General features: G+C 60.3%; 29 protein-coding genes and 1 tRNA gene. All 30 read left to right on the top strand.

The genetic code is table 11. The annotated features are described in order from the left end of the window. Window positions 1–14 precede the first annotated feature (14 nt). The 30 genes from dnaN (at window position 15) to N8A98_RS06895 (ending at window position 18818) form a co-directional block, all read left to right on the top strand. On the top strand, window positions 15–1106 hold the full coding sequence (gene dnaN / locus N8A98_RS07035; RefSeq protein ID WP_262170238.1) for a DNA polymerase III subunit beta: 1092 nt from the start codon (window positions 15–17) through the stop codon (window positions 1104–1106). A gap of 12 nt (window positions 1107–1118) precedes the next feature. Then, on the top strand, window positions 1119–1328 hold the full coding sequence (locus tag N8A98_RS07030) for a hypothetical protein (RefSeq protein WP_262170236.1): 210 nt from the start codon (window positions 1119–1121) through the stop codon (window positions 1326–1328). A 238-nt stretch (window positions 1329–1566) separates the two neighbouring features. Further along, complete coding sequence (locus N8A98_RS07025; protein ID WP_262170235.1) at window positions 1567–2523, top strand: PD-(D/E)XK nuclease family protein; 957 nt, start codon at window positions 1567–1569, stop codon at window positions 2521–2523. Further along, on the top strand, window positions 2513–3367 hold the full coding sequence (locus N8A98_RS07020) for a hypothetical protein (protein ID WP_262170233.1): 855 nt from the start codon (window positions 2513–2515) through the stop codon (window positions 3365–3367). The genes N8A98_RS07025 and N8A98_RS07020 overlap by 11 nt, the downstream gene beginning before the upstream one ends. Continuing rightward, window positions 3364–5193: a DEAD/DEAH box helicase gene (locus tag N8A98_RS07015; protein ID WP_262170231.1), complete on the top strand. Its 1830-nt coding sequence runs from the start codon at window positions 3364–3366 to the stop codon at window positions 5191–5193. Before N8A98_RS07020 ends, N8A98_RS07015 begins: the two co-directional genes overlap by 4 nt. Window positions 5194–5390: 197 nt before the next feature. Then, window positions 5391–5897, top strand: a complete 507-nt coding sequence (locus N8A98_RS07010; RefSeq protein WP_262170229.1) for a hypothetical protein — start codon at window positions 5391–5393, stop codon at window positions 5895–5897. Between the two features lie 148 nt (window positions 5898–6045). Next, on the top strand, window positions 6046–6327 hold the full coding sequence (locus N8A98_RS07005) for a hypothetical protein (protein ID WP_262170228.1): 282 nt from the start codon (window positions 6046–6048) through the stop codon (window positions 6325–6327). Beyond that, window positions 6324–6623, top strand: a complete 300-nt coding sequence (locus tag N8A98_RS07000) for a hypothetical protein (protein WP_262170227.1) — start codon at window positions 6324–6326, stop codon at window positions 6621–6623. Before N8A98_RS07005 ends, N8A98_RS07000 begins: the two co-directional genes overlap by 4 nt. Next, on the top strand, window positions 6620–6817 hold the full coding sequence (locus tag N8A98_RS06995; RefSeq protein WP_262170225.1) for a hypothetical protein: 198 nt from the start codon (window positions 6620–6622) through the stop codon (window positions 6815–6817). Before N8A98_RS07000 ends, N8A98_RS06995 begins: the two co-directional genes overlap by 4 nt. 124 nt (window positions 6818–6941) lie before the next feature. Then, window positions 6942–7205 (top strand): hypothetical protein, encoded by a 264-nt coding sequence (locus N8A98_RS06990; RefSeq protein WP_262170223.1) that lies wholly within the window; start codon window positions 6942–6944, stop codon window positions 7203–7205. 139 nt (window positions 7206–7344) lie between these two features. Further along, window positions 7345–7740: a hypothetical protein gene (locus tag N8A98_RS06985; protein ID WP_262170222.1), complete on the top strand. Its 396-nt coding sequence runs from the start codon at window positions 7345–7347 to the stop codon at window positions 7738–7740. Then, on the top strand, window positions 7737–8189 hold the full coding sequence (locus N8A98_RS23370; RefSeq protein ID WP_390888809.1) for a helix-turn-helix domain-containing protein: 453 nt from the start codon (window positions 7737–7739) through the stop codon (window positions 8187–8189). Before N8A98_RS06985 ends, N8A98_RS23370 begins: the two co-directional genes overlap by 4 nt. Next, window positions 8182–8364 (top strand): hypothetical protein, encoded by a 183-nt coding sequence (locus N8A98_RS06980; protein ID WP_262170221.1) that lies wholly within the window; start codon window positions 8182–8184, stop codon window positions 8362–8364. Before N8A98_RS23370 ends, N8A98_RS06980 begins: the two co-directional genes overlap by 8 nt. Then, window positions 8361–8882, top strand: a complete 522-nt coding sequence (locus N8A98_RS06975) for a GcrA family cell cycle regulator (RefSeq protein WP_262170220.1) — start codon at window positions 8361–8363, stop codon at window positions 8880–8882. The genes N8A98_RS06980 and N8A98_RS06975 overlap by 4 nt, the downstream gene beginning before the upstream one ends. After that, the gene (locus N8A98_RS06970; RefSeq protein ID WP_262170218.1) at window positions 8882–9505 is read left to right on the top strand and encodes a hypothetical protein; all 624 of its coding nucleotides are present in this window, start codon (window positions 8882–8884) and stop codon (window positions 9503–9505) included. Before N8A98_RS06975 ends, N8A98_RS06970 begins: the two co-directional genes overlap by 1 nt. After that, window positions 9502–9864, top strand: coding sequence for a hypothetical protein (locus N8A98_RS06965; protein ID WP_262170217.1), 363 nt, complete (start codon window positions 9502–9504; stop codon window positions 9862–9864). Before N8A98_RS06970 ends, N8A98_RS06965 begins: the two co-directional genes overlap by 4 nt. After that, on the top strand, window positions 9864–11471 hold the full coding sequence (locus tag N8A98_RS06960) for a DNA cytosine methyltransferase (protein WP_262170215.1): 1608 nt from the start codon (window positions 9864–9866) through the stop codon (window positions 11469–11471). The genes N8A98_RS06965 and N8A98_RS06960 overlap by 1 nt, the downstream gene beginning before the upstream one ends. Beyond that, window positions 11468–13753 (top strand): bifunctional DNA primase/polymerase, encoded by a 2286-nt coding sequence (locus N8A98_RS06955; protein ID WP_262170214.1) that lies wholly within the window; start codon window positions 11468–11470, stop codon window positions 13751–13753. Before N8A98_RS06960 ends, N8A98_RS06955 begins: the two co-directional genes overlap by 4 nt. A 314-nt stretch (window positions 13754–14067) precedes the next feature. Further along, window positions 14068–14361 carry a hypothetical protein gene (locus N8A98_RS06950; protein WP_262170212.1) on the top strand — a complete coding sequence of 98 codons (294 nt, stop codon included), beginning with the start codon at window positions 14068–14070 and terminating at the stop codon, window positions 14359–14361. After that, a complete protein-coding gene (locus N8A98_RS06945; RefSeq protein WP_262170211.1) occupies window positions 14358–14645 on the top strand; it encodes a hypothetical protein in 288 nt (95 codons plus the stop codon). Before N8A98_RS06950 ends, N8A98_RS06945 begins: the two co-directional genes overlap by 4 nt. Then, window positions 14642–15127, top strand: a complete 486-nt coding sequence (locus N8A98_RS06940; protein WP_262170210.1) for a VRR-NUC domain-containing protein — start codon at window positions 14642–14644, stop codon at window positions 15125–15127. The genes N8A98_RS06945 and N8A98_RS06940 overlap by 4 nt, the downstream gene beginning before the upstream one ends. After that, on the top strand, window positions 15124–15300 hold the full coding sequence (locus N8A98_RS06935) for a hypothetical protein (protein ID WP_262170208.1): 177 nt from the start codon (window positions 15124–15126) through the stop codon (window positions 15298–15300). The genes N8A98_RS06940 and N8A98_RS06935 overlap by 4 nt, the downstream gene beginning before the upstream one ends. Further along, window positions 15297–15476 carry a hypothetical protein gene (locus N8A98_RS06930; protein ID WP_262170207.1) on the top strand — a complete coding sequence of 60 codons (180 nt, stop codon included), beginning with the start codon at window positions 15297–15299 and terminating at the stop codon, window positions 15474–15476. Before N8A98_RS06935 ends, N8A98_RS06930 begins: the two co-directional genes overlap by 4 nt. Beyond that, a complete protein-coding gene (locus N8A98_RS06925) occupies window positions 15473–15715 on the top strand; it encodes a hypothetical protein (RefSeq protein WP_262170205.1) in 243 nt (80 codons plus the stop codon). The genes N8A98_RS06930 and N8A98_RS06925 overlap by 4 nt, the downstream gene beginning before the upstream one ends. Further along, window positions 15712–15993, top strand: a complete 282-nt coding sequence (locus tag N8A98_RS06920; protein ID WP_262170203.1) for a hypothetical protein — start codon at window positions 15712–15714, stop codon at window positions 15991–15993. Before N8A98_RS06925 ends, N8A98_RS06920 begins: the two co-directional genes overlap by 4 nt. Window positions 15994–16189: 196 nt before the next feature. Then, window positions 16190–16384: a hypothetical protein gene (locus tag N8A98_RS06915; RefSeq protein WP_262170202.1), complete on the top strand. Its 195-nt coding sequence runs from the start codon at window positions 16190–16192 to the stop codon at window positions 16382–16384. Beyond that, window positions 16377–17318 carry a hypothetical protein gene (locus N8A98_RS06910; RefSeq protein ID WP_262170201.1) on the top strand — a complete coding sequence of 314 codons (942 nt, stop codon included), beginning with the start codon at window positions 16377–16379 and terminating at the stop codon, window positions 17316–17318. The genes N8A98_RS06915 and N8A98_RS06910 overlap by 8 nt, the downstream gene beginning before the upstream one ends. A gap of 337 nt (window positions 17319–17655) precedes the next feature. After that, window positions 17656–17730, top strand: a tRNA-Gly gene (locus tag N8A98_RS06905). 291 nt (window positions 17731–18021) lie between these two features. Beyond that, a complete protein-coding gene (locus N8A98_RS06900) occupies window positions 18022–18240 on the top strand; it encodes a YodC family protein (protein WP_262170199.1) in 219 nt (72 codons plus the stop codon). Between the two features lie 380 nt (window positions 18241–18620). After that, window positions 18621–18818: a hypothetical protein gene (locus N8A98_RS06895; protein WP_262170198.1), complete on the top strand. Its 198-nt coding sequence runs from the start codon at window positions 18621–18623 to the stop codon at window positions 18816–18818. Window positions 18819–18932: the final 114 nt, after the last annotated feature.

Below are 18932 nucleotides of genomic sequence, written 5' to 3'. Positions count from 1 at the left end.
GCTGAGGAGCAATCATGGCCAAGGCCAAAGCCGCGTCTCCGGACGCCACGACCCTGCACGTCGACAAGGCCGATATTGTTCGCGCCCTGACCGCCGTCGGCAGAGTTATCGAAAATCGCAATACATACCCGATCCTGGCAAACGTTCACCTATCCACCAAGGACGGCCAGCTTACTGTCCGGGGCACCGACCTAGACATTGAAATCACCACCTCGATTCCGTGCGACGGCGACGCTGAGCCGTTCACCGCACCCGCAAAGACCTTGCTGGATATCGTGCGCAAATTCGCCGATGGGCAAGTTGCGCTTGAACGCGAAGGCGAGACGCTGCACGTCAAGTCTGGCCGCAGCCGCTTCAAGCTTCCAACCTTGCAGGTCGACAGCTTCCCAACACTCAAAGGCGGGAAGCTAAGCGAGCCATTCGCAATCAATCTTGCCGCGCTGTTCAAGGACACATCCTTCGCCACCAACCAGTCCGACAACCGCACCTTTATGCATGGCGTACAGTTGGAGTCCTTCCAGGGGAAGGCACGCGCCACGGCCTCCGACGGTCACCGTTTGGCCCGCATCACCGGCGAAGCCGTGCCAGATTTCGAAGCGGTCAACTTCCCGCTCAAGACCATCGGTGTCATCCCCGATGGTGATGTCACCCTAGCAGTCTCGCGCGACAAGGTGCAGATCGAGTTTGGCTCTACGACCATCCTGTCCAAGCTGATCGACACGCCGTACCCGGAGCTCGAACGGCTCATCCCCAAGAACAACGAGCGCGCCGTCCAGTTCGATCGTCCGTCCATGTCGGCGGCCGTGGATCGAGTTTCCACCATCGCGTCGGAGCGTGGCGGCAAGTCTGTGAAGTTCACGGCTGGCGGAGGGCGCGTAGAGCTGGCCGTCACCAATCCAGACCACGGCGAGGCCACCGACGAGGTGGTCACCACCTACGAAGGGGGCGACGTCTCTATTGGCTTCAACTGCAGCTACGTCAGCGACATCCTTCGTGCCGCAGGCGGGGCGGGGGTCACCTTCCATCTGGCCGATGGCTTGTCGCCGGCGCTCGTCACCTGTGACGACCCGAACAAGACGTTCGTACTGATGCCGCAGCGTATTTGAGGAGAGAAGAAAATGGGACGCAAGAACGACGAAACATTGGATCTGGTGCGCGAAGCACTTGACCAACTGAAGCGTGGCGACACGGTCGATGCCATCACCACGTTGGAGCGAACAGCATACCCAAAATTCTACAGCCCTAGCGCAGCACGCCGTGCGTATGAATCTACCCTGTTCCCTGCCAACGACAACCAGGAGGCGGCGCCGGAGGGCGCCGTCGGGTGATGCAGTTCCGCGGCATGCCTGTAGTGACAAGCTGGCATCTGACCGTCCCGGCCGAGGATTGGACTTGGGTTCGCTCGCCAAGCCGCGCCCGCCGGCGCCTAAAGCAGGGGCATCGCCAAAACGTCCGTCATTACCAGAGGCCTAGCCCGGACTTTCTTGTCGTCAACGGCACCATTCACTGCCACCCGGCGCGCCTACTCGACCTGCAGCGCCGACTTCAGGACGAAAGCAATCACCTTTGACCCCACTTCCCACACCCATCTCGCCCACGGTGAGCGCGATCTATGCCGCGTATGAGGCGAGCCGCGACAACTACGAAGGCCGCACCATATCCATTGGCACGCTGGCCGAAGAGTGTGAGCGCGCCTTATTTTACAGCTTTAGGTGGGCATCGGAGCCAGAGCAGTTTGAAGGTCAGCGGTTGCGCTTGTTCGCAACCGGCCTGGTCGAGGAAGACCGCGTCATTGCCGATCTGCGCGCCATAGGCTGCGAAGTGGTTGACGTAGATGAATCCACTGGCCGCCAGATCACAGTGACAGCCTGCGGCTCGCACGTCCGCGGCAAACTGGATGCCGAGATCGTCGGGTTGCCCGAAGCCCCGTCAAAAATTCATGTCGGAGAATTCAAGAGTCACAACGCCAAGTCGTTTGCGGCCCTGAAGAAGGACAAGTTGCGCAAGAGCAAACCGCTCCATTTTGGTCAGTTGATGACCTACATGTACCTGCGCGGCCGCGACCGGGGCATCTATGTCGCGGTAAATAAGGACACCGATGAGATTTACGCCGAGCGAGTGAATCTGGACGTCGAGTACGTCATCAGGTTGCTTGCCAGGGCGCAGCGCATCATTGATGCGAACGACCCGCCCGCCAAGTTGCACGAGGATCCGAACGCCAAGATGGCCTTCGCCTGCGGCTGGTGTCGTCATCGGCCCATTTGCCACGAACATGCACCGGCGCGGACCAACTGCAGAACTTGTCTCTACAGTTCCCCCACCGAGGGTGGCAGTTGGGCGTGCGGCCGTTTCAATACCCCGCTGTCGGCTGAAGCCCAAGCGGAAGGCTGCCCGTCCCACCTGACTTTGCCGGGCTTGGTCGCTGGTGAGCAAATCGATGCGGATGAGGATTTGGAAACCGTCACCTACAAAATGCATGCCACGGGCGAAATCTGGATTGATGGAGGACAAAATGCTGGCTGATGAGGTTCTTTCGAGTAAGGGCGTGCAAGTGCAGGCTGGTAAGGCCATGGCCGACCTGGACCGCTATATCCATGAGGCTCACAGGTTCGACCTGACCGAGGCTTTTGCGAGCGCTGCATGCGAAGTGGCGTGGCATCAGGGCGAGCCAGCACTGGCGAAGACGATCGGTATTTGCCGCCTGCCATACGAAGCTGTGTGGATCGAGGTAGCTGACGCACACCGCCAGGAGTTCGTCCGGATCGGAGCCGATCGCGGCATGGCCAAGCGGGTGGGTTTCCTGCTGCATGCCCGCAATCCAGAGCACAGCATTTTTGACGCGCACCTGTTCTGGAGTGCCAACGGGCAGCCGACAGTTGCCGCCGGCTTCTCCATGATCATAGACTTGGAAAATGATCGCGGTGAAAAGCGATACGCGCCGTACGAAAGCCCCTTCTCGACGGTGGTCGCTGCGCACGCGAAATCCGGTCGCAGCTCGCTCGGCTATGAGCAATACCGCACCAGCGGCGTTGCCGATTGGGCGGGCGAGGTTAATTTCCTGGTTGCCACTCTGGCGCTCCTGAACAGTCGGCGGGCGACCAAGATCGTTGAACCGTCCAAGATGAAGATGCGAAAGGCGGGCAAACGCCAGCTTCTATCGTATCGGATTTGCGACCTTGATGTGTCGGCAGCGATGCCGCTTCGCGACGAGTCGAGCGCTGGTCATTGCGCCAAGCGGGCGCATTTTGTCCGCGGCCACTTCAAGGCTAAGTCGTCTGGACTACGGTGGTGGAAGCCGCACATCCGCGGGGACAGGTCTCTCGGTTTCGTCACTAAGTCCTACAGCCTTCAGAACGGCGACGCATGATGGAAGCCAGATACTACCAGGCCGAGGCTGAGGAAGCCGTCTTCGACTACTGGGGAGACAAACCCGGCAACCCGCTCGTAGTCATATGCACCGGTGGGGGGAAATCCTATGTCGCTGCCAGTATCAAGAAGCGGCTGATCGACAACTGGCCGGACTTGCGGATCATGAACTGCACGCACGTCGCCGAACTCATCGAGCAGAACTACCTCGAGCTCGTTTCTATGTGGCCATTTTGTCCTGCCGGGATTTATTCTGCCGGCCTCGGACGCCGCGACAGCAACAGTCAAATCATCTTCGCCGGCATTCAGACCGTTTGGAACAAGGCCGTGCAGATCGGCTGGATCGACGTGCTGATGATCGATGAGGCTCACTTGGTGCCTCCGAACGCCAACACGATGTACGGCAAATTCATTGCCGCGCTTCGAGCGATCAACCCTGACATGAAGTGCCTTGGCTATACTGCGACCGACTTTCGGCTAGACAGTGGCAAGCTCACCGAGGGCGATGATGCTTTGTTTGATGACGTCGTCTACGACTATGACATCGGGCGCGGTATCGCTGACGGCTATCTCGCTCCGCTTTCCAGCAAGCCGACGGCCACGAGCTTTGACATGTCTGGCGTCCATCGGCTTGGTGGCGACTACAAGCAAAGCGAGATGCAGGCAGCCGTCGACAAGGATGAGATCACGCGCGCTGCTGTAGCCGAGATTGTTGCCAAGGGGCAGGACCGGCGATCGTGGCTGGCCTTCTGCTCTGGTGTCGACCATGCCCTGCACGTCCGCGACGAAATCCGCAGCTACGGCATCACATGCGAAACTATCACCGGTGAGACGCCGAAGGGGGAGCGCCGCGCAATCCTTGAAGCCTACAAGCGATACGAAATCCGGGCGCTGACCAACAACTCAGTTTTGACTACAGGTTTCAATCATAAAGGTGTGGACCTGTTGGCATTTTTGCGTCCAACGCTTTCCGCGTCGCTCTATTTGCAGATGGCAGGGCGGGCGACCCGTCCGCTGTATGCGCCCGGCATGCCGCTGGACACAGTGGAGGACCGACTGGCCGCCATTGCGGCCAGTCCCAAGCCGTCTGCCCTGGTGCTGGACTTCGCTGGCCTCGTGCGCCGCCATGGGCCGGTTGATCGCGTCGACCCAAAGCCACCTGGCAAAGGCTCCGGCGAAGCACCCGTGAAAATGTGCCCGAACCCTGTCGGAACTGGCACGTGCGACGAGCTCGTGCACATCTCGGTTATGGTCTGCCCGTGCTGCGGGTATCAGTTCCCGCCAAGCGAAGAAACGAAGCTGACGGCAACCGCTGACGCCACGCCTGTGTTGTCGACCGAAAAGCCGTGGTCGGAAGTTGTCGGGCGGGCCTACGCCTACCACCCACCAAAGGATCCGGCCAAGCCGCCGACGGTTAAAGCCACGTTCGAGGTGGCGGGTCGGAAGGTCAACAAATGGTTCTGCCCGGAACACGATGGTTACGCTCGAGGCGACAGCGATCGGCATTGGACTCTGCACCAGGGCAAGCGTCCGTTTCCCAAGTCGGTTGACGAGTTCCTGGAACGGGCAGGCGAACTGATGTCCACGACGGAAATCCAACTGTCTTATACAAAAAACCCGAAGTATCCCGACATCGTTGGGTATCGGGTGGGTGAGGGCGGTTACGTCACGGACCTGCCCGCACCTGCCAACGACAACGAACCCAAAGGCAACCTCGCCAGCATCCTGGGCCGCAGCCGGGCCGCCGCGAATGACAATGCCGCAAAGGAAAAAGAACGCCTTCGCGCCGCAGCGCAGGCATTCCTAGAAGACGAAATTCCCTTCTGACACCATTTAGGCGAAAGCGCTTATTTTGTGTTGCATAGGCGAAAGGAATATGCGCATATATTCGGTAGATGGAATCGCCGCTAGGCGTATGGAGGTTAAAGATGCCAACAGGATTTACAGCCAGTGTCGCAGACGGCAGCGTGACGACTCTCAGGGAATTTGCTCTGTCGTGCGCCCGAGGCATGGGCGCGCTCATTATGATGCGCGACGAGCCGCACAATGCCCCAATCCCGGAACGCTTTGAACCATCTACGCACAGCTCAACGCGCCGGACAGAGGCAGCGGCTAGGTTGCAACTGTTGGTCGGGATGACCGCAGAGGAGCGTGAGCAGCAGGCTGCGGCGTGGAACGCCGAAAACGAAAAGGCAAAGGTCGCCGTCGTCGAGCGGAACACGGCAACGCGCAACCGCTACAACGCGATGATCGCCGAAACGGTGCAGTGGCAGGGCGCTCCGGAGGGGCTGAAAGAGTTCATGCTCGACCAGTTGCGGCAGTCACGCGACTTCGACTGCAGCGACTTCCCAACGAAGTACTACCCGCCAGCGCGGACTACCGAGGATTGGTTCGTCGCCGAAGTTGCCGAGGCCGAACGAAACATGGCCTACCACACCAAGGAGCAAGCCAAGGAAGTCGAGCGCACTGACGAGCGCAACGCATGGCTTGCCCAGCTTCACGCCGCACTTCCAGCCGAGGCCACACCATGACCGCCCAATCAGCAACCCCATTCCCGCGCCCGGACCATAAGGCTAAGCCGCACAGCCGACCCAAGACATGGCACCGGCAGGCCGTGCGCCGCCAGTGTGAGCAGGCCGTGGCCCGTGCTTTGGGGGTGGTGTCGTGAGGCCCGATGATGTGAGCCAAGAGGCTTGGGATGCTGCGGAGAAGGCGTGGTTCACGTCGCTTGACGCATCGTTCGTTGACGACCCGTGGCTAGGCATCGCACGCGCCATCACTGCCGCTGTCGCGGCAGAGCGGGAAGCGTGCGTCGGCCACATCATGACCGTGGTCGAAAGCCTCATGGAAGGCCGTATGACCGACGCTGGGCTGACCAAGAAAGACCACATCGAAATGCAGGCGCAGATCGAAGCGCTTGAGGTTGTAGCCGACGAAATTCAGGGGCGAGGAAAGCCATGAGCTACGAACAAGACGACCCGCGATTGGTGTACCTTCCGGAGACCAATGTGATGGATGTAAAAGGACATTGCGACGTCATCCGCAACAGGTGGTGGGTCGTCCACCCGGAGCGCGGACTGATCTTTTGGCAGCCAGAAACGCGGCGCCGCAAGGGCCAACTCACAGGCGCGGCACCGCAGTGCAACAGTGACGAGACCATCACCCGGCGCGTCATCGCCAAGCTATATCCGTGGGCCGAGGTTAAGCAGGTGCCGTTGGTCCTGCTCCCCATCAGCATGTCGGATTACGCGCCATGACCGATGTCAGCGAAATCCCCGACGACACCTTGCTTGAGCGAGCGGTTCGGAATGCCAGAAGTCGTGCTCACCGGAAGGGCGCCAAGCATCCCCGTTGGGTTGGCGTTATGGACGCATTTTCGCTCGGCTCCACCTACGCCATGCAGCTTTGTCGCCGCTTCGGTTTGGAACCTGATGAACAGGTGAACAGATGACCACGAAATGGACATGCGACGCCCAAGGCAACTGGCGTCAGGTAGCCTTGGAGTTGGCGAAACAAGGAGGCAAGTGGATCGAACGCGCGGTTGTGCCAACTGCAGCGGATAGGAGGGCGGCGTGATGGATGCGATAAACTTGGAAGGCGTGCGAGGTGAGGTGCGGCTTGATGTGGCAGTAGAGGGCGGCAAGTACCGCTACGTCATGTGGGACGACGGATCGCACGTGTTCCGCTACGATGAGCCGTGGCAGGACTCCATCGGCAACAAGATGCTCTACTGCTTCGCCGCCGAAGTTGCAGAGTTGCGTGAGCAACTGGCAACCGCGCGGGCTGAATATGCGGAACTGCTGATCGACTATCAAAACTCGTCGGCGCTGCTGCCATGACCGCTACCCCCGACGAACTAGACCTTCGTGCTTCCCGTGCAAGGGGGTGGAAAGCCCGCTTGCTGCGCCGGCTGGCGGCCGAAGCAAGGGCGTACCAGCCGGAGCCGGTTGAGATTGAACTGACGGCGAGGAGAGTAGCATGAGCACCATCAAGGTTGGCGATACCGTTAAGGTGCTTGCACACCGAAACGCATACGACGAGGACATTTCGACTTGGCGCAGTTTTCCCTTCACCATCGGCGAAAACTTTGTGGTTGGCGTTGTTCAGGATGATGACCACGGCTATCCGTGCGATTTGGTATTTCCGGTTGGGGAGGGGTCCGAATTCTGGCGCTCCGATGATCTTGAGATTGTGCAGTCGGCCCATGTGCCAACGCAAGTAGAGCGCATTCGCCACTACCGTGAATCGCTGGAGATCGGTCTCTTACAGGCTCGCCGCATAGTCGCACGAGAAGACATGCTGGCCGCGATTGATGCTGCCCACAGCATCGATGATGTGAAGGCTATACTACGTCAGATTGTGCAGCAGCCATGACCCCAACAGATCGCATCCGCATTCGTCGCTGGGCCGCAGAAACCTGCGCCTCAACGCTAGAATTCCACATCGAAGGCGCGCTACGGGCCGATAACTTGCCTCGCGCCACACTCCTGGCCGATGTTTTGGCAGATAGGATGGCACGTCGCGCCAATGCAGCGCAGCGTCGGAAGCGCAAGCAACGCCCGGTTCGCATGGTGACGTCGTGGCGGCCTGTGGTCGATGCCATTTGCGCCAGCCACGGGCTGCACGCTCGTGACTTGGCCACGGACACCCGCGCCCGGAAGATAGTCGTAGCACGGCAAGAACTGTGGTTTCGCCTGAGCCAGAGAGGCGCCGCGTTTTCTGAGATTGGTCGCCGTCTTGGCGGCTTTCACCACACAACAGTAATGCACGGCGTGCGCCAGTGGGCGGCGCGGTTGGCCTCACAGGAGTCAGCAAATGGATAACGTGATTTCTTTTTCTTCGTACCGTCATAAGCGTTTTCGCTTAAACAAAGACGCAGCAGCCAAAGTGGGGGCTTATGTATGCCTGCGTCCGGCGCCGACGGAATCCCCCACCGACTTCGTGGCGCGGATCGTGCGGGCTTATCACGCTGAACTCGACGGCCAGGTGCAGGCATGACCCATCACCACAACTTTCCATCCCCACGCCGAGCCATATGGGCCGATCTCGACACTCACGGCCGAGCCGCAGCAATCAAAGCGCTGTACGGTCTGACCGCCGAAGCCATAGCTACAAAGCTGGGCACGACCCGCAATGCGGTTCTTGGTGTTGCTCACCGCCACCGCATGTCCATCGGCGGGTACTCCCCGCCCCGCAACACGGCCTTCCAGACAGGGCGTGTTGTTGCGCCGGAAACGTGGGCGCCGTTGGGACCGCCAGTGGCGTCACCGACAAGGAAGCAGTGTTGTTGGCCCGTCGGCGAAGCTTCCGGCTCAGCCCAGATGTTCTGTGGCCTGCCGCGTACCAAGGGCAGTTACTGCCCAACTCACGGCAAGATGGCCTATGCCCGCCGCCCCGGTGACCACCCGTATGTGGACATGCTGCGCGATAAAAGTGTGCAGCCGGAAGTGACGATCGAAGAGGCCGTGGCGCTGGTGTTGCCCGCGAGGAAAGAAAAGTTGGAGGGGGCGGAGTGATGGCGATGATTGCAGGGGTTGGCTCCCATAGCCACGCCGATCGAGGTGACGACTTCTACCCCACCCCGCCCGAGGCCGTCGCCTCGCTGCTGGCCATTGAACGAAAGTGGCTGCCTGGCGGCATCGTATGGGAGCCTGCTTGCGGGGATGGGGCTATTGTCCTGCCGTTGCGGGCTGCGGGGTTCCGGGTTCGCGCTGATGATCTCGTGGATCGTGGATGTCCTGACTCCTGTGTTGCGGATTTCTTGAAGCAGAAAGAGACTCCTCCTCACATCACTTCAGTCATCACCAACCCGCCATTCCGGCTGGCGCGCGAGTTCGTCGACACTGCGCTCGAGCATGCGCCATACGTAGCCATGTTGTTACGGTTGGCGTTCCTTGAGGGCGGCGCCCGCAAGCCGTGGTTTCAGTCCGGGTCTTTGGCAAGGGTGCACGTCTCAAGCCGACGCCTTCCTATGATGCACCGCGCTGGCTGGACCGGGCCGAAGGCGGGTTCAGCCGTGTGTCACGCCTGGTTCGTCTGGGACAAGCGGCACGAGGGCAGGCCGGATATCCAGTGGTTTGACTGGAAGGACCATGTGCCCGCCAACGACAACGGCCTGCCGTTAGCAGGCGCTGCATGACCACCGCCCAGGTATTACCCTTCCGCCCTACAGCCGACAGCACGGGCTACCCAACCGCCTGCCTCACCTGCGGCCGCCATGCCCACGGCATCGGCATCGGCGACCCCAGACGCGACCCGCTTTTTCTCTGCCCGGAGTGCATGGCCATGCTTACCAAGATCAAGGACGTCAGCAACTGGAACGGCTACGAGCGCGCCGCGGTCGACTACGCCATCGATGCCGTCGGGCCGTTCATTGAGGAGTACGGCCCCGACATGGGCGAGTGGACCGTCGAGGTGATCGAGGAGTTCGTGCGCTCGCTGTGGTCAGCGTGCGGCGATGGGGTGCGCAAGGCTGTCGATGCGGGGGCGCCATTCTGATGTTGAGCCCAGCAAATGACAACAACCCCATTACCTTCATCTCCATGTTCAGCGGCATAGAAGCCGCATCTGTAGCTTTTGGTCCGCTGGGATGGAAGGCCGTCGCCTTCGCTGAGATCGAAAAGTTCCCATCTGCCGTGCTGGCGCACCACTACCCGGATGTGCCGAACGTTGGCGACATGACGGCGCACGACTGGTCGCAGTACCACCACAAGGTCGACATCGTGTGCGGCGGCCCGCCGTGCCAGGCTTTCTCCGTCGCTGGACTGCGCAATTCCATGCAGGACGCACGCGGCAACCTTTCCCTCTCATACATGCGAGCGCTCCATGCAATTGACCCTCGAAATGCCATCGTCGAGAACGTCCCCGGATGGCTCAACACCCCCGACAACGCCTTTGGCTGTTTCTTGGCAGGGATTGTCGGCGCAGATGATGCCCTCATTCCAAGCCCCCAGCCCGTCGACGGAAAGTCCGACGCCCATTGGAAGTGGAGCAAGCAAAAGGGACGACACACGCTTTCCTGGCCCAACGCGGGTATGGTCTCTGGACCCAAAGGTCGTGCCGCCTGGCGTATCCAGGACGCACAATATCATGGACTGGCCCAACGACGCCGCCGTGTGCTCCTTGTCGCAGATTTTGGAAGAGGGGCCGATCCCGTCGCGGTTCTTTTTGAGCGCGTTGGCATGCAGGGGAATCCTGCGCCGAGCCGAGAAGCGCGGAAAAACGTTGCCCCCACAATTAGCGCTTGCACTAAGGGCGGCGGCGGACTCGGGACAGACTTCGACCTAGACGGCGGACTCGTCGAGTCCTCCGTGCCATCGGGAGGTGCGGTTGCCTACGGAGGCAACCGCACCTCCGGCCCCATTGATGTTGCAGCGGCACTGAACTCACATGGCGGCCCGGTTGGGCGTCTGGACTTCGAAAGCGAGACGTTCGTCCACCAAACCGTGGCTACGATCGATGCGTCGTATGGTCGATTGCAGGGCGCATCCGGTCAGGACATGAACCATGGGCACAGCCATCTTGTGCCATCCTCCGTGGTCTATTCAATCATGCCCCAGAACAGCGGCAAGGACTACAAGGCGCGCATCGTTGATGTTGCTCAGCCAATCATGGCGGCCGGCCCATCCAACGGCAACCAGGGCGGTGATGTTGTCGTCTCCTCTGCGCTGACGGTGGCTTTACGTGGCCGCGACGGCGGTGCAACCGCGGAGTTGGGTGGTGAGGTCGCTACCGCACTGCGCGCCAGCACAGGCGGTGGTGACAAACCTCATGTTCTAGCTTTTCAGTCAAAGGCGTCATCCACACAGAGCATGAATCCATCTGACATCACCCCGATGTTGGATAAGAGCAAGTCGGATGGGGTTGCAATGTATCAGGGCTCCTCCGCCGTACGCCGCTTAACCCCCACCGAGTGCGAGCGCCTGCAGGGATTCCCCGACGGCTACACCGACATCCCTTGGCGCGGCAAACCCACGTCGCCCGACGGCCCGCGCTACAAAGCCCTCGGCAATAGCTGGGCCGTGCCGAAGTTCACGTGGCTGGGTCGGCGCATTGCGATGCATATGCCTGCTCGACAGGCCACCACCACCCGCGAGGCAGCATGACCCCACTCGACCTAGCGCTCGACTACATCGGTGGCCAGTGGCCAGTCTTCCCGTGCCGAAACGCCGACGAGGAGACGGGCAGGTACGACCCGAAGACTGGCGAGTTTGAAGTACTTAAGGCTAAGTCGCCCCTGGTCTCAAACGGCTTTCGTGGGGCCACACTGAGTGAGCGGGTGGCACGGGAACTATGGAAGCGCTATCCCCAGGCCATGGTGGGCATTCCGACCGGCATCAAGACTGGCGTGTGGGTGCTCGACGTCGACAAGAAGACACTCGATGACGGATCGGTAATCGACGGCTTCGAATGGCTGGACGCCATGCAGGAAGAGCACGGCGCTCTGCCTGAGACGTCGATCGTCACCACTCCGCGTGGCGGCAAGCACTACTACTGGCGGTACGCGGACGGCGTCAAAAACCGTGGCGATATCGGTCGTGGCGTTGACGTGCGCGGGGAAGGCGGATTCGTCATAGCCGCCGGCTCGGTCATGGCTGATGGTCGGGCGTACTCCGACGACGACCCTGCAGCACCTATCGTAGAAGCGCCACAGTGGTTGCTGGACTTGGTCATGCCACCAGAACGAGAGGACTTTGGTCCCTCCAGTGAATACACCTACCGGCCAGGCGCCCACGAGCCATACGTCAACGCTGCCGTCGAGGCAGAGATGAACAAGCTGGCCAACACGGGGCAGGGCGGCCGCGGCTATCAACTGAACGCGTCCGCGTTTTCGCTCGGCCAGTTGGTCGGTGCAGGCGCGCTATCGCGTGGCGATGCCGAAGCAGAGCTCTTCCGCGCGGCGCAGGCCAATGGTGTACTTGCCGCCGACGGAGAGCCAGAGACGCGCCGCAAGATCAAGCGAGGGCTGGACTCTGGTGAAAAGGAGCCACGCCGCATTCCAGAGCGGGGCACACACCAGGAGGACAACACCCGACTGGTCGACGTCACCCGCATGATTGAGAACGGACGCCGCAAGGCGGCTGCGGCACAGGAAAATACTCAGGAGCGTATATCAGCGCCGGATACGCACGAGCGTATATCTGCACCCGAACGGGAGCCAGAAGCCACACCCACCCCAATTGAACCCGTACAGGATCAGCCAAAACAGCCAAAACAGTTCGCCGCCACGCCCTTCAACTGGATCGACCCCAAGATCCTGCCACGGCGTAGCTTCGCGTTCGGGGTGCACTACATCCGGAAGTACGTCTCGGTCACGGTGGCGCCTGGCGGCCTGGGCAAGACGGCCAATAGTATCGTCGACACCCTGTCCATGACGTCGGGAAGGCCGCTTGCAGGCACAAAGCCGAAGGACCGGCTGCGCGTCTGGCTGTTCAACGCCGAGGATCCGCGCGACGAACTCGAACGACGCATCATGGCGGCATGCCTGCACTACCGGTTGAAGCCAGACGACATCAACGGCTGGCTGTTCCTGGACACAGGTCGCGAGCAGGAGATGGTAATTGCCCACGACGACAAGAAGGGCGTCAAGATAAACGAACCGATCGTCGAGGCCGTGGTAGCGCAAATCCTGCAGAACCAGATCGACGTGATGATCGTCGACCCGTTCGTGTCTACCCATGGTGTCAACGAAAACGACAACGGCGCGATCGATAAGGTGGCCAAGCTGTGGGCACACATTGCAGACCGAACGAACTGCTCCATCGATATCGTCCATCACCTGCGCAAGCAGCAGGATGGACGGGAGTCGACAGTGGAAGATGCTCGCGGCGCCGTGTCTCTGATCGGCGCGGCGCGGTCGGTGCGGGTACTCAACCGCATGTCTGAAGACCAGGCTGTTGCAGCGGGGCTTAACCCGATGGATCGGTTTGGCTTCTTCTCCATCACCTACGGCAAGTCCAACCTGACGCCGCTCACGCACAAAGCTGATTGGCGGCATCTGGTCGGTCAGGCGCTAGGCAATGGCGGGGATGGCAATCTGGGCTTCAGCAAGCAGGATCATGCACCAGTGGTGACCGAGTTCAAATGGCCAGGCACGGAAGAAATCGTTGGGTCGCTCACCGAGGAGCAGACGCGTCACATCAAGACGCAACTCGACAACGGCGACTTCAAGCCAGCGGCCAATGCCAAGGCGTGGGCCGGCGTGGCTGTGGCATACGCCCTTGGGCTTGACATAGATGACAAGGGCTGCCGGTCGCGCGTGACTGGCGTGCTGCGGGCCATGCTGAAGGAGGGCGCACTGGTCGAGGTGCGAGAGCGTGATCCGATATCAAGGAAGGATGCGGTGTTCATCCGGTCGGCGGAGTATCAGGCGCGAGTGGCTGCCTAAAAATATGCAGAGGGTGGCTTCGGTCACCCTCTTTTTTTGCCCCTAGTGGTTACTATTTGTGCCTGCGAAAGTAAGTGCGCATTCCCTGCGAAAGTGGCGCGCAAGTGATTTCGTTCCACAAGTGCGCAAGTGCGCAATCACCTATAGGGATTGCGCATACTTGTGCGCGCGAAAGTGAAGGTGTTTAGAGCTTTCGCGTTAAGTCAGTATGATTGACCTAATTTTGGCTAGTTTGGCGATAAGCCCTTTCGCTTATTTTGGTTGACGCGCCGAGTGAATAAGCGCATCCTATTCGGAGTTGGAGGGCTGTGGCTATGTCGTATCACGATCGAAGCAACGAGTGCTGTCCGAAGTGCGGCGGTGAGACGTGGCAGGACAGCGCGGACGTCGGCGTGGGTGTCATCTACGGGCCACGTGGTTGCGTCGACTGCGGCTGGTCGGAAGATGACAAGTACGACCTGAGCGACGGTCGCAGCCCTGTCGACGAGAAGGGCGGAGCCATCGACCAGTTCTGCGGCTATCACCCTGTCGGAAGTTCGATGGCGCTGGCATACCGACTTGCCGACGAAGCAGAGCGTGTTGCTACGCCAGTTGCGGTTGCAGCATGACCACACAAGGCAATCACTACCTGCTCATGAAGCGCGGTCTATACGAGCGCCCAGACCATTGCGGCTACACCGGCATTCGCGATCAGGCCGGACGCTACTCGATCGAGGAGGCTAAGGCGTCGTTCCGGCACTCAGGCGGTGAGTGTCGCTGGATCCACGAGCACCAGGCGCAGGAGTTTCTGCCTGCAGCGTGGCATGACCTGGTGATCAAGCATTTGCTCGGCCAGCGGGACGAGCTGCGCGCTGAGGTTGCCGAACTCCGTGCGCAGAAGGTGGCAGCATGAGAACCCGCCTAGCCCGCACCACCACCCGACTTGCCAACGGCACGAAGGTGACCAAGACGAAGTTGGTCGAGGCTGGGCCGCTGGAATGGGAAGTGCAGGCCGAAGCCGTGCGCAGGTTGCGTGCGCTGCCTGGATACGGCGACGAGGCTGGCCCAGAAGTCACGTTCACCCTGGCAGGGGACTTCAATTCAGCCCGCCGCTCACCTCAGCAGGCCACTATAGCCAAGGCGACAGGAATCGCAGCCGGAGAGCCGGACCTGCGCATCTATGCCGCCAACGGGCGGCTGCTGTTGATCGAATTGAAGGGGCCAAAGACGCCCGTAAGCGCCGACCAGAAGAAGCGCCACCCGTTGCTCGCATCATTGGGCCACCCGGTCCACTTGGTCCGCGGCAAGACGATCGAGCAGGGCGCGTCCGACGTCGTGGCGCTGGTGACGGAATGGCTGGCAGCAAACAACAACGAAACGAGGAGGGCAGCGTGATTGTGGCATTGGATGAAGTCCAAACCATAACAATTGATCTGGCTGCACGTTTCATGGTGGCGCGCATTGCTGCGGGCGGAACAACCGGGGACAAGGCATATGCTCTGCAGTGCGTGATCTTGGCCAAGACGATAGTTGAGCAGAGCCAGCATCCGACGAGAAAAGCAGCATGAGCACCTTCGTAGACGGTTGGGGCAACCAACTATCCCGCGCCACCTGCACAATCCACACCGACACTCCGTCGGCCAAGGTCACCTACAGCAACGGCAAGAACAAGTTCGCGGTGATAGTTCGCCAGAAGCCAAACCCCATCGGGTTTCATGCACGTCTACCGGGAGATGCGAAGTGAAGTTCAGATGGCACCGCGGCAGTCTTGCCGATTCAATGGATACGGTCGTCGAGTTTAACGGCACGAAAGAGGCGCTAACAGTTCTGCTGAAGGCAGATGCGCTGCCCTGGTTCCCGCCTCTGGACATTCACGACGTTCTGGTCGAGCCGTACACCGTCGACGATCGAATTGGGTGGGACACCTACCTCGTCACCGTTGATGGCAAGGCCGTTGGATTCACTGATGGAGCAGTCGCATGAACATGATTGAGCGAGTGGCGCGGGCGTTGGCGGACGACCTGTTTCGCCAAATCCACGAGAACAAGGCTTCGCTTTATGCGTCTGACATGGACGGCACGAAGATCATCATTGATGGCGAGGTCGACCTGTATGAGGCCGTGAAAGCGGCGCTGGTGGCCATGCGGGATCCGACCGATCTGATGGGTAACGGACTTCCGCCCGATTACAAACCCGGCTCGCACAGCGCTACGGCCGTCTGGCAAGCCATGATCGACGCAGCCCTGGAGGAAACGAAGTGACGAGCGAGTGGGGAAGGTTAATCCGCCAGAAGGCGGCAAAGGGCGGATGCCTTAGCCCTGATGAGCAACGACGGCTTCACGAAGAGGCCGGAATTGAGATCGGAATCAGGCTGCAACGCCGCAGGGCCTTCGTCGTCGATAGGTCGATCCGTGAGTTCGGCCAAGCGATCAAAACTGCCATCTTTGGAGCCACGCCATGACCACAGCACGCAAAGACGACCGCTCCAACCTCAGCCAGAAGGACCATAATGACGACCGCGATTATGGCCCTCTTACCGGTATGCTGACATGGGGCAGACGCACACAAGGCGCCGACGGCCGTATGCTCCCAAGCGAGCAGGAAGAAATGTTCTGGACGTCACTTCGCGGGGTCAACGACAATCATGACTAAGCCGGCAAACGACAACGTCAAGATGGCACGCGGCTCCCTCGCCGACGCCCTTACCGCTGTGCTCGAGTTCCGCAACCGACCCGACAGCCCACCCGACCCGCTGCAGTCCAGTTGGTCAACGGATCCGTCGACCGTCATTCCTGACGGCACTTTCGACGGCGACGACGAACCCGAAGCCATGGCCGAGGACTTGCTGCTCGAAATCACGCCGTCGATTGCCAAGATCATGCACGAGGTGAAGGTTGGAGCGGTCAAGCGAGTTGGTGGCAAGAACGGCGCCATCATTGAGATCGGCAAGCTGAAATTCAGTGACGGCACGCAGACCGAGCAAGCCATGGTCAATGGTGCCACCGGTGTGGAGCTCAAGAAGGTCGTGATGCGGCCAGGCGCAATGCTGGGCACAACCGAGAAGCTGGGCGGGTCACATGGTGGCACCGGTGCGGCTGTGGTCACGATTAGCAACGCAGCCTTGTCAGGACGCCTGTGTGTGCCGCACCGCGCGTACATCCCTACAATCCGAGATCGCCGCAAGGGCAAGTCATTCACTGCAGAGCAGTCCAGGGCCAACCTCGCTAAGGCCATCTCCAATACGCCTGTCCTTCCACCCGTCACCTTTTGCCCACCCGGCCTAGCTTCCGGTACGGCGCGATATTCCGACCAGTTCATTGGAATGAAGATCGGTTCGTCGGGCAAAGGCGGCGCGCCAAGCTGGACAGATGAGTTCATGGCCATGCGGGACCACGCCGATTGGCAGGCAGCCATTCGCGATGCAGAGCCTCAGCACCTCGCTGTGATCAAGTCCGCGATGTCGGCGAAGGCCATTGCGGAACTAGGTGACAAGGGCCACCGCCGGACAATGGAAAGGCAGGGTTGGCGGAAATTGGCGGCCGCAAACGACAATCTTGCAGAAAATAAAAGAAAGTTCGCCGCATAGCGCCGCATTCCGTGGAGTTGCAACCTTTCTAAGTAGGTAGTGCAGCGTAGCTGCAACTCCACGGTATCGGTCACAGACCGACCCGGCGTCATGTGGCGGGACTGGCGGTAACGCCAAGGCGCCACCTCTGAATGATCCGGGTAACTACATGAAGCAATGGCAGAAAGATATTGCGCCGGCGATAGCAGCGCGCTGACGAGCGCTGTCCGGACGTGGTGGTTTGAGTCCACCTTGCTTCTACTTCATCACTGGCGCAGCCTCCTCCTGCGACGGTTGATCAGCCGGGTTCCTCTACGGAGTTGAGCCCGGCGCAGTTTCGCCCAACGGGCAACCCATTGCGAGGGCAATTCAGGGGTAGAATGTCTGGCTTCCAACCAGAATGTGGTGGGTTCGAGCCCCACTCCTCGCTCCATAATAGGTCCCAAAGCCTCTCATAGAAGCTCACCCATCCGACCTGAATTAACAGGCGGCGCCCATGGACGCATGGGCTGGGGACCATCTTTTTGAATGCGGGTAGATGGCGTCTGGGTCGGCGCTTTCAGGTGGGCAATTTGCAATAGCCGCCATGAAGTCGGTTCGAGTCCGCACTTCCCGCTCCATAATCGGTGAAGCTCAGAAGGTAGAGCGCCGGTCTCCAAAACCGGAGGCTGCGGGTTCGATCCCCGCCACCCTTGCCATTTCTTTCCACCGCTGAGGAGTCTACATGGTCACGACCCACAACCAACGTGTCATCGACGCCTACGACATCTTCGTCGAGGGGCAGGTGGTACGCCTGCTTACTGGCGGTCCACCAATGACCGTTATCGATGTGTGCGACTGCTGCGGCGATGTCACCGCAACCTACTGCAACAGCAGTGGCGACCTGGACGTGATCGAACTGCCGTCCGTTGCTGTGCGGTTCGACGATGAGTGGCGGCCATGACCCTCACCAACCTTAAGCGGCTCATCCGCTGGCTGCGTGGCGATCAGGTGGACGTTGTCTTCGGGTGATCAACGCAGCGCAGAGGCTACTGCCTATCGCCGCCTCTACAACACGGCCAGGTGGCGCGCCCTACGCGCCCACCTGCTAGCCCAACAGCCCCTATGCGAGCGCTGCCTGCTATCCGAGACGGTAGAGGTGGCGACAGTGGTGCACCATGCTGATGGTGGGCATCGTGGCGACATAGCGCGCTTCTGGGATGGCCCATTCGAGAACCTATGCAAAGCCCACCATGATAGGGACGGGAAGCTAGAGGATCACGGCAAGACGACAATCAACTTCGGGCCAGATGGCTGGCCCATCTAGCGTGCGAGGAGAAGCACATGACTAACATCGAACTTAGACGTGACAACAAGGGCAAGGTTGATCTGTTCGTGAGTGGCGTGCCTGCATTGGGCGCGCAGTTCAATGGCATCAACCAATTCGGTGACAAGCAATGCGCTGTCATCCTTGTGCCTCTCGATCAACTCTCATTCGGTGAGCAGTCGACGGTCGTGCCGTTCCCTGTGGTGGTTCGGTGAGGTCGGGGGGTGGTCGAAAGTCGTAAGACCTTCGTTCACCCATACCGCCGGTCCCACACGGCGTACATAATTCCCATTCAAATGTTGAGTGCGATGTTGTTTGAAGCGTGGCGC

Origin of the sequence: Devosia neptuniae (genome assembly GCF_025452235.1) — a bacterium.
GTDB lineage: Bacteria > Pseudomonadota > Alphaproteobacteria > Rhizobiales > Devosiaceae > Devosia.
Note: the sequence above shows the minus strand (reverse complement) of the source record. Positions and strands in the feature narration are given on the sequence as shown.